This window comes from Microbacterium amylolyticum, from assembly GCF_011046975.1.
Lineage (GTDB): Bacteria > Actinomycetota > Actinomycetes > Actinomycetales > Microbacteriaceae > Microbacterium > Microbacterium amylolyticum.
The window spans coordinates 2,406,359-2,419,277 of sequence record NZ_CP049253.1; the positions used below are offsets into that span (position 1 = coordinate 2,406,359).

Annotated in this window: 17 protein-coding genes; 15 read left to right on the forward strand and 2 right to left on the reverse strand. The window is 64.1% G+C overall.

What is annotated here, in order from left to right:
• The first annotated feature begins 42 nt into the window (after positions 1–42).
• From G6N81_RS11585 to G6N81_RS11595, 3 genes are read left to right on the forward strand one after another with little or no spacing between them, the layout of a single operon-like run.
• The gene (locus tag G6N81_RS11585) at positions 43–1,020 is read left to right on the forward strand and encodes a putative oxygenase MesX (RefSeq protein WP_165137923.1); all 978 of its coding nucleotides are present in this window, start codon (positions 43–45) and stop codon (positions 1,018–1,020) included.
• Positions 1,021–1,042: 22 nt separating this feature from the next.
• On the forward strand, positions 1,043–2,068 hold the full coding sequence (locus G6N81_RS11590) for a methionine synthase (protein WP_165137154.1): 1,026 nt from the start codon (positions 1,043–1,045) through the stop codon (positions 2,066–2,068).
• 31 nt (positions 2,069–2,099) lie between these two features.
• Positions 2,100–2,657 carry a flavin reductase family protein gene (locus tag G6N81_RS11595; protein ID WP_165137157.1) on the forward strand — a complete coding sequence of 186 codons (558 nt, stop codon included), beginning with the start codon at positions 2,100–2,102 and terminating at the stop codon, positions 2,655–2,657.
• A gap of 114 nt (positions 2,658–2,771) precedes the next feature.
• Here the strand turns inward: G6N81_RS11595 and lexA are convergent, their stop codons facing one another.
• On the reverse strand, positions 2,772–3,455 hold the full coding sequence (gene lexA, locus G6N81_RS11600) for a transcriptional repressor LexA (protein WP_165137160.1): 684 nt from the start codon (positions 3,453–3,455) through the stop codon (positions 2,772–2,774).
• A gap of 210 nt (positions 3,456–3,665) precedes the next feature.
• Here lexA and G6N81_RS11605 point away from each other — a divergent pair, with 210 nt between their 5' ends.
• From G6N81_RS11605 to G6N81_RS11630, 6 genes are all read left to right on the forward strand, one after another.
• Positions 3,666–4,022 carry a LysM peptidoglycan-binding domain-containing protein gene (locus tag G6N81_RS11605; protein WP_165137163.1) on the forward strand — a complete coding sequence of 119 codons (357 nt, stop codon included), beginning with the start codon at positions 3,666–3,668 and terminating at the stop codon, positions 4,020–4,022.
• An 18-nt stretch (positions 4,023–4,040) separates the two neighbouring features.
• A complete protein-coding gene (locus G6N81_RS11610; protein ID WP_165137166.1) occupies positions 4,041–5,129 on the forward strand; it encodes a histidinol-phosphate transaminase in 1,089 nt (362 codons plus the stop codon).
• Between the two features lies 1 nt (position 5,130).
• A complete protein-coding gene (gene hisB, locus G6N81_RS11615) occupies positions 5,131–5,736 on the forward strand; it encodes an imidazoleglycerol-phosphate dehydratase HisB (RefSeq protein ID WP_165137169.1) in 606 nt (201 codons plus the stop codon).
• Positions 5,736–6,380, forward strand: a complete 645-nt coding sequence (gene hisH, locus G6N81_RS11620) for an imidazole glycerol phosphate synthase subunit HisH (RefSeq protein ID WP_165137172.1) — start codon at positions 5,736–5,738, stop codon at positions 6,378–6,380. The genes hisB and hisH overlap by 1 nt, the downstream gene beginning before the upstream one ends.
• Before the next feature lie 131 nt (positions 6,381–6,511).
• The gene (priA, locus tag G6N81_RS11625) at positions 6,512–7,258 is read left to right on the forward strand and encodes a bifunctional 1-(5-phosphoribosyl)-5-((5-phosphoribosylamino)methylideneamino)imidazole-4-carboxamide isomerase/phosphoribosylanthranilate isomerase PriA (protein WP_165137175.1); all 747 of its coding nucleotides are present in this window, start codon (positions 6,512–6,514) and stop codon (positions 7,256–7,258) included.
• Positions 7,242–8,063 (forward strand): SseB family protein, encoded by an 822-nt coding sequence (locus tag G6N81_RS11630; protein WP_165137178.1) that lies wholly within the window; start codon positions 7,242–7,244, stop codon positions 8,061–8,063. Before priA ends, G6N81_RS11630 begins: the two co-directional genes overlap by 17 nt.
• Before the next feature lie 66 nt (positions 8,064–8,129).
• Here G6N81_RS11630 and G6N81_RS11635 read toward each other — a convergent pair whose 3' ends face one another.
• Positions 8,130–8,552: a DUF1844 domain-containing protein gene (locus tag G6N81_RS11635; RefSeq protein WP_165137181.1), complete on the reverse strand. Its 423-nt coding sequence runs from the start codon at positions 8,550–8,552 to the stop codon at positions 8,130–8,132.
• Between the two features lie 275 nt (positions 8,553–8,827).
• Between G6N81_RS11635 and infC the strand changes: the two genes are divergently transcribed.
• The 6 genes from infC to G6N81_RS11665 all read left to right on the forward strand — a co-directional run bounded on the left by infC (position 8,828) and on the right by G6N81_RS11665 (position 12,863).
• Positions 8,828–9,436 carry a translation initiation factor IF-3 gene (gene infC / locus G6N81_RS11640; protein ID WP_165137924.1) on the forward strand — a complete coding sequence of 203 codons (609 nt, stop codon included), beginning with the start codon at positions 8,828–8,830 and terminating at the stop codon, positions 9,434–9,436.
• An 83-nt stretch (positions 9,437–9,519) separates the two neighbouring features.
• The gene (rpmI, locus tag G6N81_RS11645; RefSeq protein WP_165137184.1) at positions 9,520–9,714 is read left to right on the forward strand and encodes a 50S ribosomal protein L35; all 195 of its coding nucleotides are present in this window, start codon (positions 9,520–9,522) and stop codon (positions 9,712–9,714) included.
• A 42-nt stretch (positions 9,715–9,756) separates the two neighbouring features.
• On the forward strand, positions 9,757–10,140 hold the full coding sequence (rplT, locus tag G6N81_RS11650; protein ID WP_165137187.1) for a 50S ribosomal protein L20: 384 nt from the start codon (positions 9,757–9,759) through the stop codon (positions 10,138–10,140).
• An 89-nt stretch (positions 10,141–10,229) separates the two neighbouring features.
• Positions 10,230–11,057 carry a TrmH family RNA methyltransferase gene (locus tag G6N81_RS11655; RefSeq protein ID WP_165137191.1) on the forward strand — a complete coding sequence of 276 codons (828 nt, stop codon included), beginning with the start codon at positions 10,230–10,232 and terminating at the stop codon, positions 11,055–11,057.
• 98 nt (positions 11,058–11,155) lie between these two features.
• Positions 11,156–11,896: an amino acid ABC transporter ATP-binding protein gene (locus G6N81_RS11660; protein WP_165137194.1), complete on the forward strand. Its 741-nt coding sequence runs from the start codon at positions 11,156–11,158 to the stop codon at positions 11,894–11,896.
• Between the two features lie 61 nt (positions 11,897–11,957).
• Positions 11,958–12,863 carry a glutamate ABC transporter substrate-binding protein gene (locus tag G6N81_RS11665; RefSeq protein WP_165137197.1) on the forward strand — a complete coding sequence of 302 codons (906 nt, stop codon included), beginning with the start codon at positions 11,958–11,960 and terminating at the stop codon, positions 12,861–12,863.
• Positions 12,864–12,919 lie beyond the last annotated feature (56 nt).

Consider the following 12,919-nt stretch of genomic DNA (forward strand, 5'->3'; position numbering starts at 1 on the left):
ATTCCCGCGGCCCACGGCAAGGAGACGAGGAATCGGATGAGTTTGACGGCCGATCTAACGTTCAGTATCAGCACCACCCGCTTCGACGAGGACTACACACCCGCGTCGGATTCGCGCGCCACGACGAACTTCGCCAACCTCGCGCGAGGTGAACACCGACAGCAGAATCTCCGAAACGTGCTGGCGATGATCGACGACCGGTTTAACGAGCTTGCGGGCGAGGACAACCCGAACGGGGACCGCTACGTGGTTGAGCTCAACATTGTCTCCGCTGACCTGCACCTCGAGGAGGAACAGGGCGGCCCGGGATTCCCGCTGATCGAGATGCTGGACGTGCAGATCCTCGACAAGCAGACCGGAGCTCGCACCCCCGGGATCGTGGGAAACAACTTCTCGTCGTATGTGCGCGACTACGACTTCAGCGTCGTTCTGCCGCAGCACAAGGCATCACAGCCCGGCTTGCCGGACGGGTTCGGTGAGCTCCACGGAAAGCTGTTCGAGCATTTTGTCCAGTCGGAGGCGTACCGCGCGCGATTCGCCCTGCCGCCCGTGGTGTGCATCAGCGTCTCGACGAGCCGCACGTATACCCGTACGGGATACGAGCACCCGGTGCTGGGACACGAGTACCACCACGACGCCGACTCCTTGACGGACCTGTACTTCGGTCGCATGGGCCTGAAGGTGCGTTACTTCCAGCCGCGCGGATCGGCCGCGCCCCTCGCGTTTTACCATCGGGGCGATCTCACGGGTGACTACTCAGACCTCGCTCTGATCGGCACCATCAGCACGATGGAGGCGTTCCAGAAGATCTACCGACCGGAGATTTACAACGCCTCGTCGCCCGCAGGAGAGGTGTACCGACCCGCGCTCGACAACCCCGACTTCGTCGTGCCGGATGTCACGTACGACCGTGAGGAGCGCAGCCGGTTGGGCGTGACGCAGGGCAAGTTCACCGAGGAGCATTTCATCAAGCCCCACGGGGAGCTTCTTTCCCAGTGGGCCGCCAGCCGCTCCCTCTGATCTGATACACGGAGATTTCCCGATGAGTACACTCTTGCCCACCACGATCGTCGGTAGCCTGCCCAAGCCCGCCTGGCTCTCGGAGCCCGAGAAGCTGTGGTCGCCCTGGCGCCTCGACGGCGCCGAGCTCGCCGAGGGGAAGCGGGACGCCCTCACCCTCGCGGCCGACGTGCAGCGGCACGCGGGTCTCGACATCGTGAGCGATGGAGAGCAGACGCGTCAACACTTCGTCACAACGTTTATTGAGCACCTCACGGGCGTTGACTTCGAGAACCGCGAGACGGTGAGAATCCGTGACCGCTACGACGCCAGCGTCCCCACGGTGATCGGTCCCGTGCGCCGCGAGAAGTCGGTATTCGTCGAGGACGCGAAGGCGCTCCGCGCACAAACGGACAAGCCGATCAAATGGGCGCTTCCCGGCCCGATGACCATGATCGACACGCTCGCTGACAAGTACTACGGCTCGCGCGAGAAGCTCGCATGGGAGTTCGCGACGCTTCTGAATCAGGAAGCCAAGGAACTGGAGGCAGCGGGCGTCGACATTATTCAGTTCGACGAGCCGGCATTCAACGTCTTCTTCGACGATGTCCGCGAGTGGGGCGTCAAGACGCTGGAGCGCGCCGCCGAAGGCCTGCACGCTGAGACCGTCGTGCACATCTGTTACGGCTACGGCATCAAAGCCAACACCGACTGGAAGGCGACGCTCGGGTCCGAGTGGCGCCAGTACGAGGAGTCCTTCCCGCTGCTCCAGAAGTCAACGATTGACACGGTGTCGCTCGAGGCGCATCACTCACACGTGCCGGTCGAGCTCATCGAACTCCTTCGTGGCAAGAACGTCATGGTCGGTGCGATCGATGTCGCGAGCAACGACATCGAAACACCCGAAGAGGTCGCGGCGACGCTCCGAAGCGTTCTCCCCTACGTCGATGCCGACAAGCTCTTCCCGAGCACGAACTGCGGGATGGCACCTCTTGCGCGAGACATTGCGCGAGACAAAATGATCGCGCTCGCCGCGGGCGCAGAGATCGTCCGAGCGGAACTGTCGTGAGCGGACTCCGCAGCAGGACGGAGCACACCGGATGACGAACATCACAGCAGCTCGCGCAGAGGGCGTCGAGAACGGTTCTTCCGCGACGCCGATCGATGCGGATGGCTTCAAGGCGCTGTTTCGTGGTCACCCCAGTGGCGTTGCAGTGATCACGGCGGAGGGGCCCGACGGCCCTGTTGCCCTCACCGCAAGCTCCGTTTCCTCGATCAGCGTTGATCCTCCTCTGATGATCTTCTCGGTGTCCGCGATGGCCTCGGCAGCTGCGGCGATCGTCGCCGCGGACTCGGTTGTTGTGCACCTGCTTGATGCCCACGACCTCGATATCGCCGTGCTCGCCTCAACAAGTGGCGCCGAGAGATTCGCGGATCGTGACCAGTGGACGCGCCTGGTCACGGGCGAACCTCTGTATCGCGGGGTTCGTGCGTGGACACGTGCGACGATCACCGGCCGGATGGAAGCGGGCGGATCGACGGTTATCGTCGCCCACGCGCTCGAAGGAGAGATCAATCGCGACGCGGACCACGAAGGCGGGCCGTTGGTATACCACAACCGGACCTGGCACCGCCTCGGCGAGGGGTCAGCGATCTGACCGGTGCTCGGCTGCGCGCGGCGCGCGGCGGCGTGGCCAACCGAGCCTGAATAGCGAAGGGCCGGGATCCGATCACATCGGATCCCGGCCCTTCGCTATTCAGGCGCACGCGTGTCAGACGGCGCGCATGACCGCCACGACGCGGCCGAGGATCACGGCTTCATCGCCGAGAATCGGTTCGAACGCGGAGTTGCGGGGGAGCAACCACACGTGACCATCGCGCTGCCGGAACGTCTTCACGGTTGCTTCTCCGTCGAGCATCGCTGCGACGATTTCGCCGTTCTCCGCTGAGCTTTGCGCGCGGATCACCACCCAGTCACCATCGCAGATCGCCGCATCGATCATCGACTCGCCGGAAACGCGGAGCATGAAGAGGTCGCCGTTCCCGACCAGCTGCCGGGGGAGGGGGAAGACTTCCTCGATGTGCTGTTCGGCCGTAATTGGAACGCCGGCGGCAATGTTCCCGACCAGGGGCACGAGGGCGGCGTCGCCGACCGAGGGGGCGAAGTCTGCGGGATTTTCCGTGGAGGTGCCGGGCAGGTCGATGAGGACCTCCATGGCGCGTGTCTTGCCGGGATCGCGGCGAAGGTAGCCGCTGAGCTCGAGCTGGCCCAGCTGGTGCGTCACGCTCGAGAGCGATTTCAGGCCGACCGCGTCACCGATCTCCCGCATGCTCGGCGGATAACCGTTGACCTGGATCGAGCGCTGGATCACCTCGAGGATCGCGAGCTGCTTCTCGCTGAGGTTCTTGCGGCGACGACTTCCGCGGAGGGGGGTTGGCTGCTGGTCGTCGCTCATCGGCGGCTCCTTTTGCGGGGCAAGGACCTTCGAATGTCAGGGGTCCCTGGTGAGGTGGTGATGCGTTACCCCGAAAGTACCGGAAGTGCGGGAATATTCGGCAGTTTTGTTCGAGTGTGTCGTGTTTCCATCGGAGTGATCTTCGAAAAAGCGTTGACAGCGTCGAACAATCGAAGATATATTCGGAACACACCAACGAAAGGGCGAGCGATGACGACGGCAGGCAGCACAGCACGATCCGCAGGTACGTCCACGCGGCTGCGCATTACGCGCCGAGGACGGGTCGTTCTTTCCACTCTCGCGTCTCTTCCCATCGCGGCGGGAGCAGCGCTCGCGATTCTCGCGGGCGGCAGCGCCGCAGGATCGGCCGATCAGGGAATGTCTCTCGAGTCGTTCCCGTCCGTCACGGTGCTCGCCGGCGACTCGCTGTGGTCCATCGCCGAGCGTATCGATCCCACGGCAGATCCCCGAGACGTCATCGCCGAGATCACCGCGTTGAACCAGATCGGCGGAGAGAGCGTTCACGCGGGGCAGACGCTGTTTCTCCCCGCCGTCTACGGCAACTGATCCCTCTACGATAGGGGTGTGACGGTAACTCTCGACGACCTGCCCCTTCGCGACGACCTGCGCGGCCAGACGCCATATGGCGCGCCCCAGGCGCCGCTCGCCATTGCGCTGAACGTCAACGAGAACACGCATCCGGTCCCGCCCGTCGTCGCCGACGACATCGCACGATCGGTGGCCGAGGTTGTTGCCGGCCTGAATCGGTACCCGGATCGCGAGTTCTACGATCTGCGCGAGGCCTTCGCCGGGTATCTGGGGCACGACCTCACCGCCGAGCAGATCTGGGCGGCCAACGGATCGAACGAAGTTCTTCAGCACGTTCTGCAGGCTTTTGGCGGCCCCGGCCGGACGGCCATGGGGTTCACGCCGACCTACTCGATGTACACGTTGCTCGCTCGCGGCGTTGGGTCTGAGTGGATCGCAGGAACGCGCGGCGAACGCTTCGAGATGTCGCCGTCCGACGCCGCGCGACAGGTGCGGGAGGCGAACCCCGACGTTGTCTTCCTCTGCTCGCCGAACAATCCAACGGGAACGCCCCTGTCGCTCGACGTGGTTGAAGCGGTCTACGAAGCGAGCCGCGGCATTGTTGTTGTGGACGAGGCGTACGCCGAGTTCGCGCCCGCCGAATCGGGCACGGCGCTGTCGCTTCTTCCCGGCAGGGAGCGCCTGCTCGTCTCGCGCACGATGAGCAAGGCCTTCGCTTTCGCCGGTGCGCGCGTGGGATACCTGGCCGCTGATCCCGTGGTGATCGACGCGCTTCGTCTTGTGCGACTTCCGTATCACCTCAGCGCCGTCACGCAGGCGGCCGCTCTCGCCGCCCTCCGCCACAGCGAGGAGATGCTTCGCACGGTTGCCGACATCGTTCTGCAGCGCGACCGCATCTCTGAGGGGGTGGCCGCTCTCGGATACGACCCGTACCGCACCGGGAGCAACTTCGTTCTGTTTGGTGGGGTGGCAGACGCGCGCGCGGTCTGGCAGAAGCTCTACGATCGCGGCGTTCTCGTGCGCGATGTCGGAATTCCTGGACACCTCCGTGTATCAGCAGGAACAGAGGCAGAAACGACCGCATTCCTGGACGCGCTTCGCGACATAACGGCTGAGGAGAACTGATATGACGACTGCACGCACTGCGAGCCGGACGCGCACAACGAGCGAGTCCTCGATTGAGCTCGAGCTGAATCTTGACGGCACCGGCGAGAGCACCATCAACACCTCCGTGCCATTTTTCGACCACATGCTCACGGCATTCGCGAAGCACTCACTGACCGATTTGCGCATCACGGCAACGGGCGACACCCACATCGACGTTCACCACACGGTGGAGGACACGGCGATTGTGCTGGGCCAGGCCATTCGTGAGGCGCTCGGAGACAAAACGGGTATCTCGCGCTACGGCGACGCCCTTGTGCCGCTGGATGAGGCTCTTGCGCAGGCGGTCGTCGACATTTCTGGTCGCCCCTTTCTCGTGCACACGGGCGAGCCCGCCGGCTTTGAAATGCACCTGATCGGCGGTCACTTCACCGGTTCGATGGTGCGTCACACATTCGAGGCCCTGGCCTTCCACGCGGGTCTGACAATGCACGTCACTCTTCTGGGCGGGCGTGATCCTCACCACATCGCCGAGGCGGAGTACAAGGCCGTTGCGCGTGCCTTCCGTCAGGCCAAGGCCCTTGACCCGCTCGTCGTTGGCGTGCCATCGACAAAGGGCGCACTCTGATGACGGTAGCGGCGCCGATCGTCGCTGTTCTCGACTACGGTTCGGGCAACGTCCACTCCGCCGTAAAGGCTCTGCAGGCCGCGGGAGCTGATGCTCGGCTCACGCGCGACCGCGGGCTGATTGCTGAGGCGGCCGGGCTGCTGGTTCCCGGAGTTGGCGCCTTCAGCGCCGTCATGGAACAACTGACGGCGATCCGCGGCGGAGAGATCATCGAACGACGTCTCGCCGGAGGAATGCCCGTGATGGGCATTTGTGTCGGGATGCAGATCATGTTCGAGCGTGGCATCGAGCGTGGCATTGATACCGAGGGCCTGGGGGAGTGGCCGGGCGAGGTCACGGCTTTGGACGCGCCCGTTGTTCCGCACATGGGGTGGAGCCGCGTGCAGGCGGGCGAAGGCTCACGACTCTTCGACGGCCTTTCTGACGAACGTTTCTACTTTGTGCACTCCAACGCGGCGCAGAAGTGGACGCTCGACGTCATCCCGCCGTTCCCGCAGCCCGCGGTGACGTGGTCGACACACGGTGTTCCTTTCATCGCCGCAGTGGAGAACGGCCCGCTCAGCGCGACGCAGTTCCACCCCGAAAAGTCGGGCGCAGCGGGCATTCAGCTCCTGAGGAATTGGATCGGTACGTTGCCACGCTGAGCGATTCCGACGGCTCGCCCACACGGCCCAGAATGACATGCGGCGACGCCCGGTTTGATCGTTGTCGGTAGGGGGTCTAACGTGGGGACTCGTGCGTCCTCGCGGGAGAGTCCTGCGGGCGTCGAGGAGAAATGAACGACTTCGCGTCTACACAGGGACTTACCCTTCTGCCCGCAGTTGACGTCGCCGATGGCAAGGCAGTTCGCCTGACCCAGGGCGAGGCTGGATCGGAGACGAGCTACGGCGACCCCGTCGAAGCTGCTGAGCAGTGGAAGGACCAGGGAGCCGAATGGCTGCACCTGGTCGACCTCGATGCCGCCTTCGGTCGCGGAGCGAACACCGCTCTGCTGAAGAAGGTCATCAAGCACATGAAGGGTGTCAACGTCGAGATTTCCGGCGGCATCCGTGATGACGCGTCCCTGGAGGCGGCTCTCGCTTCCGGCGCCGAGCGGGTGAACCTTGGCACCGCCGCTCTGGAGAACCCGGACTGGACGGAAGCCGTGATCGCACGGTACGGCGAGGCGATTGCGGTCGGCCTGGACGTGCGCGGCACGACGCTTGCGGCACGGGGCTGGACGAAGGACGGCGGAGACCTCTGGGAGGTCCTCGAACGCCTGGAACGATCAGGGTGCGCGCGCTATGTCGTCACCGACGTCACGAAGGACGGAACGCTTCGCGGACCGAACCTCGAGTTGCTGCGGGAGATGACCGAGCGCACCGACAAGCCGATCGTTGCTTCGGGCGGTATCTCCAATCTTGACGACATCGCGGCACTGCGCGATCTCGTTCCCGAGGGCGTTGAAGGCGCGATCGTTGGCAAGGCCCTCTACTCGGGTGCGTTCACGCTCGTCGAGGCTCTGGATGTCGCGCGGGTCTGACGACCCCGCGGGCGCGACTCCTCCCGACCATCTGCGGCACCTCGCGGGGGGCGCCGCCGACTCGGCGGGGCAGCCCTGGGAGGGGCGCGCCTTTCAACCGAATCCTGCCGCCGGGGATGACGGATCGGCTGATCCTGTTTTGTGGCAGGCACTCACCGAGTTCCGTGCAGGAACGGGCTCTCACGAGCGCATCGTCGATGCCCTGCGTGAGGCGCGCCTCCTCGTGCCCCTTGTCGCAGAGAAGGGCGAGGAGGGCGTCGGTCCCACCGGTCTGACCGTGGACAAAACACAGGAGCTGTCGATCGTCACGGTCGCCGCTCCTGATGGACGCACGGTTCTTCCGGTTTTCACCTGCACCGAGACGATGAGTCGCTGGAACCCGCTTGCTCGCCCGATTCCGGTTGCGGGCACGCGCGCGGCTCTTGCCGCCGCGGGGGACGAAACGGACCTCGTTGTCATTGACCCCACCAGCGCAACCGAGTATGTCGTTCGTCGGCCGGCGGTGTGGGCGATCGCCCAGTCCCAGCCGTGGATGCCACCGTGGGGCAACCCCGAAGTGGTGTCGGCGTTCCATGCGTCGATCGGGCAGGAGCTCGCGGTTCATGATCTTCGCGTGCTGCCGGGCGACCCCGAAGCTCGCCTGCGTGGACCCGAGGTCAGGGTGGTGCTTTCTTTGATGCAGGGGCTCGATCGCGCGGAACTCGACACGGTTCTTCAGCGCCTTGCCCAGCGTTGGGCGAACGACGATCGCATTGCGGTTCTCGTCGACAGCATGCAGGTCACGCTCGCAGCCAGCGAAGACTGACGCTCGTTTACGCGTGCGGCGCATGTCTTCAGAAGACATGCGCCGCACGCGTTGTGTCTGAGGTGCCTAGCTCACGGGGCCGGTGAACTTTTCGCCGGGTCCCTGCCCGTGCGGGTCGGGGATCAGCGAGATCTCCCGGAAGCGCAGCTGGAGGGTGCGTAGCCCGTCGCGGATCGGACGTGCATGCGAGTCGCTGATTTCCGGGGCGGCAGCGGTAACGAGGCCGGCCAGGGCGTTGATCAGCTTGCGCGCCTCGTCGAGGTCGGTGAAGCTCTCTGCCCCCTCTTCATCGCCGAGGCCGAGCTTGACGGCCGCCGCGCTCATCAGGTGGATACATGCGGTCGAGAGAACCTCGACGGCCGGCACATCGGCAATGTCGCGTGCCGCGCCAGCGGAGTCCGCCGACGCCTCCCTCTCGTCCCATTCGGCGACCCGATCCGCATCGAAGCTGTGAGAATGGCTGGCGTGGTCGCCCGAGGTGGTGCTCATGAACTGCCTTCTGCTAGTCTCTAGCGGGCTCCGAAATGTTTTTCGGACGAAAGAGGATCTTCATCCCACCCGCGCTTGCCGCTTAAGGCTACCGGGTCACGTGACACTCCGCTCTCCGCGAGGAGAGTTGGCGCAAGGCTTCGGCCTTGCTCTCTGGGTGGACTGTGTGCGCACGCAAGTGAGCGCGCTGCACGGGTGGATGCTGATTTTCTCCCGCCCGTGGCGCGACCAACGCACCGCGGTGGCTTACTCGACATCGCACCCTAGGAGTCCGCATCAGCGATCCCCGCATCAACGAGCGAATTCGTGTTCCCGAGGTCCGTCTCATCGGCCCGGGGGGCGAACAGATCGGCGTCGTCCGCAGCGAGGTAGCACTTCGCCTTGCGCAGGAGGCCGACCTCGACCTCGTCGAGGTGGCGCCTGAGTCGCGTCCTCCCGTAGCCAAGATCATGGACTACGGGAAGTTCAAGTACGAAGCCGCTCAGAAGGCGAAGGAAGCCCGTCGTAATCAGGCGAACACGGTCCTCAAAGAGGTTCGTTTCCGGCTGAAGATCGACGAGCACGATTACGAGACAAAGCGTAAGCGTGCTGAGGGCTTCCTCAAGGCTGGCGACAAGGTCAAAGCCATGATCCTGTTCCGCGGCCGCGAGCAGCAGCGCCCGGAAATGGGTGTTCGCCTGTTGATGAAGTTCGCAGAAGAGGTCTCTGAGCTGGGGTCGGTCGAGTCTCGCCCGACGATTGACGGGCGCAACATGGTCATGATCATCGCGCCGGCCAAGAACAAGTCCGAGGCGAAGGCCGAGCAAAATGCGCAGCGCGCGGCGAGCCGCCAGGCCACCCGCGAGGCGAAGCAGGCCCGTCAGCAGTCCGACGATCAGGACTGACCCACACAGAAGTCTTCCCGCCTCGCGGGCGGGCAGCCCCCACGTCGCCGTTAAGGCGCACACGTCAAGGAAAGTCACGAAGAATGCCGAAGCAGAAGACCCACTCGGGTGCCAAGAAGCGCTTCAAGATCACCGGTAGCGGCAAGCTCAAGAAGCAGCAGGCTGGTATGCGCCACAACCTTGAGCACAAGTCGAGCCGTCGTACCCGTCGTCTGAACCAGGATCAGATCGTCTCGGGCAACGACGTCAAGACCGTCAAGAAGCTCCTCGGCCGCTGATCTGACCGGCTCGTTACTCGTTACTCGTAAGGAACACATCTCATGGCACGTGTCAAGCGCGCAGTAAACGCGCACAAGAAGCGTCGGGTTATCCTCGAGCGCGCCTCGGGTTACCGCGGTCAGCGTTCGCGTCTCTACCGCAAGGCGAAGGAGCAGGTCACCCACTCCCTCGTTTACGCATACCGGGACCGTCGTAAGCGCAAGGGCGACTTCCGCCGTCTGTGGATCCAGCGCATCAACGCTGGTTCCCGCGCCAACGGCCTTACCTACAACCGCTTCATCCAGGGCCTGAACCTGGCTGGCGTTGAGGTTGACCGCCGCATGCTCGCTGAGCTGGCCGTTAACGAGCCCGCGACGTTCGCCACGCTCGTCGAGGTCGCAAAGGGCGCTCTGCCCGGCGACGTCAACGCGCCCAAGGCAGCGTAAGAAGCTCTTCGTCAAAAGGGGCACCCCGCGAGGGGTGCCCCTTTTGCGTGCCAGGGAGTTGTTGAGGTCGGGTCCGTAGACTTTTGTCCGTGCTCGAAAACCCCCGCGCCCCCCGTATCCGCAACGTCCGCAAGCTGTCACAGCGAAACGAGCGTCGCGATACCGGCCGTTTTCTGCTGGAGGGGCCCCAGGCGGTCCGCGAGGCGCTCACCTACCGTCCGGACCTCGTTGAGGAACTCTTCGTCACCCCGACGGGTATGGAACGTCACCCCGGCATCCGCACGTTGATCGATGACGCTCAGGTGCACAACCCTGATCTCGGGTGGGAATACGCAACAGAAGAGGTCCTCGCGTCGATGGCGGACACCGTCACGCCCCAGGGTTTCGTGGCTGTTGCCCGCCAGAATCCGACGGCTGTGAAGGACATCTTCCCCTCGGACGGGGACCAGCCGCGCCTGATCGTGATCTGCGAAGAGGTACGTGACCCCGGAAACCTTGGCACCATCCTTCGTGCTGCGGATGCAGCGGGGGCTGACGCCGTGATCCTCACGGGGCGGACGGTTGATCCGTTCAACCCCAAGGTGGTGCGTTCGACCACTGGCTCGCTGTTCCACCTCCCGTTCGCCGTGGATGGCGACCTTGCAGATGTTGTTGCCCGCTCGCGCGGAGCCGGTCTGCAGGTTCTTGCGGCGGATGTGAAGGGCGATGACCTTCTCGGGGCGCGCGCGTCCGATGCGCTGGCGAAGCCGACAGCATGGGTGTTCGGAAATGAAGCGCGGGGATTGACGGACGACGCACTGGGCCTGTGTGACGGCGCGCTCAAGTTGCCGATCTACGGCAAGGCCGAGTCTCTCAACCTGGCGACGGCAGCGAGCGTGTGCCTGTACGAGAGCGCCTTCGCGCAACGAACTGCCTGACGGTTTTCCGGCGCACGGGCGGTATGCGCGCGACACGTTGTGTTACGACTCGGTAAACCGCGTGGTCAGGGCGGTGCCCGGCACATAGTGTGTGCTCCATGGCAGAGCCACTCGTCGTCGTTGAAGACGTCCAGAAGCACTATGGGGACTTTCACGCACTGAAAGACATCAATCTCACCGTGAACAGGGGAGAGGTTGTCGTCGTTATCGGACCCTCCGGTTCCGGGAAGTCCACGCTGTGCCGCACCATCAATCGTCTGGAGACGATTACTAGCGGATCGATTTCGATCGACGGGAAGAAGCTCCCGGAAGAGGGCAAGGGGCTCGCGAACCTCCGCGCCGATGTCGGCATGGTGTTCCAGTCGTTCAACCTGTTCAGCCATCTCACGATCCTCGAGAACATCACTCTCGGGCCGATCAAGGTGCGCGGGCTGAAGAAGGCCCAGGCCGAGAGCGAAGCTCACGTGCTTCTCGATCGTGTGGGCGTCGACAAGCAGGCGAACAAACTGCCGGCACAGCTCTCCGGCGGGCAGCAGCAGCGCGTGGCGATCGCCCGTGCGCTGGCTATGCGCCCCAAGGTGATGCTCTTCGACGAGCCGACCAGTGCCCTCGACCCCGAGATGATCAACGAGGTTCTGGACGTGATGGTCGGGCTCGCGAAGGAAGGCATGACGATGGTCGTCGTGACACACGAAATGGGGTTTGCCCGCAAGGCCGCCGACCGCGTCGTGTTCATGTCCGAGGGCGAGATCGTGGAAGAAGCCACTCCCGACCAGTTCTTCACCAATCCTCAGTCCTCGCGCGCCAAGGACTTCCTCTCCAAACTCATTACGCACTGATTCAGCTCTCTACCCGCGTCGTGCCCCGTGTGGCGACGCGACCAACTACCAGGAGGACACCATGCGCAAGTTTCGGAACATCGCGGTGGCGGGAATCGCCGCATCCGCTCTTTTCGCTCTGACAGCCTGCAACAGCGGAACCCCGGGCGCCGAGCCCGGAGACATGGAAGATGGCGCAGCTGGCGGTGTCAGCTTCGACGTCGCCTCGCCGGAGCTCGACGGAAGCCCCACGTTCGATGCGCTCACCAGCCGCGGCACGATCAACATCGGAGTCAAGGCCGACCAGCCCGGCCTCGGATACCTCGATCCCACGACAAACGAGCGCTCGGGCTTCGACATCGACATCGCCCGTTGGATGGCAGCGTCGCTGGGCTTCGCCGATGAGGACATCAACTGGTCCGAGATCGAGTCCGCCAACCGTGAGCAGGCGATCATGAACTCGGACGTCGACCTGTACGTTGGCACGTACTCGATGACCGAGTCGCGCGCCGAGCAGATCAACTTCGCCGGCCCCTATTTCCTCACCGGCCAGGGCCTGCTCGTTGCCGCGGACAACGACACGATCACCTCCGACGCCGATCTCACAAGCGATGTTGTCGTGTGTTCGGCCACCGGCTCGACGCCGATTCAGAACATCAAGGACAACTACGACGCCGAGACGCGTGAGTTCGGGACGTACTCCGAGTGCATCGAGGCGCTGCGCACCGGACAGGTTGACGCCGTCACAACTGACGAGGCGATTCTCATCGGCTACGCGGCAGTTGAGCCCGATTCGTTCAAGGTTGTCGGCGAGCCCTTCAGCGAGGAGCGCTACGGAATCGGCCTGCCCAACAACGACGTTGTCCTGAACGAGTACCTCAACGAGGTTCTCACCGACGGCGGCGCAACGTGGCAGGAGATCTTCGACCACAACCTCGGCGCCTCGGGCGTTGATGGCGTTCAGCCCACCGTCGACGCGGTGGAGTAAACCGGTCAGGTTCGTCAGTCGTCGTCGGGCGGGGCGTGAGTGCCCCGCCCGACGAC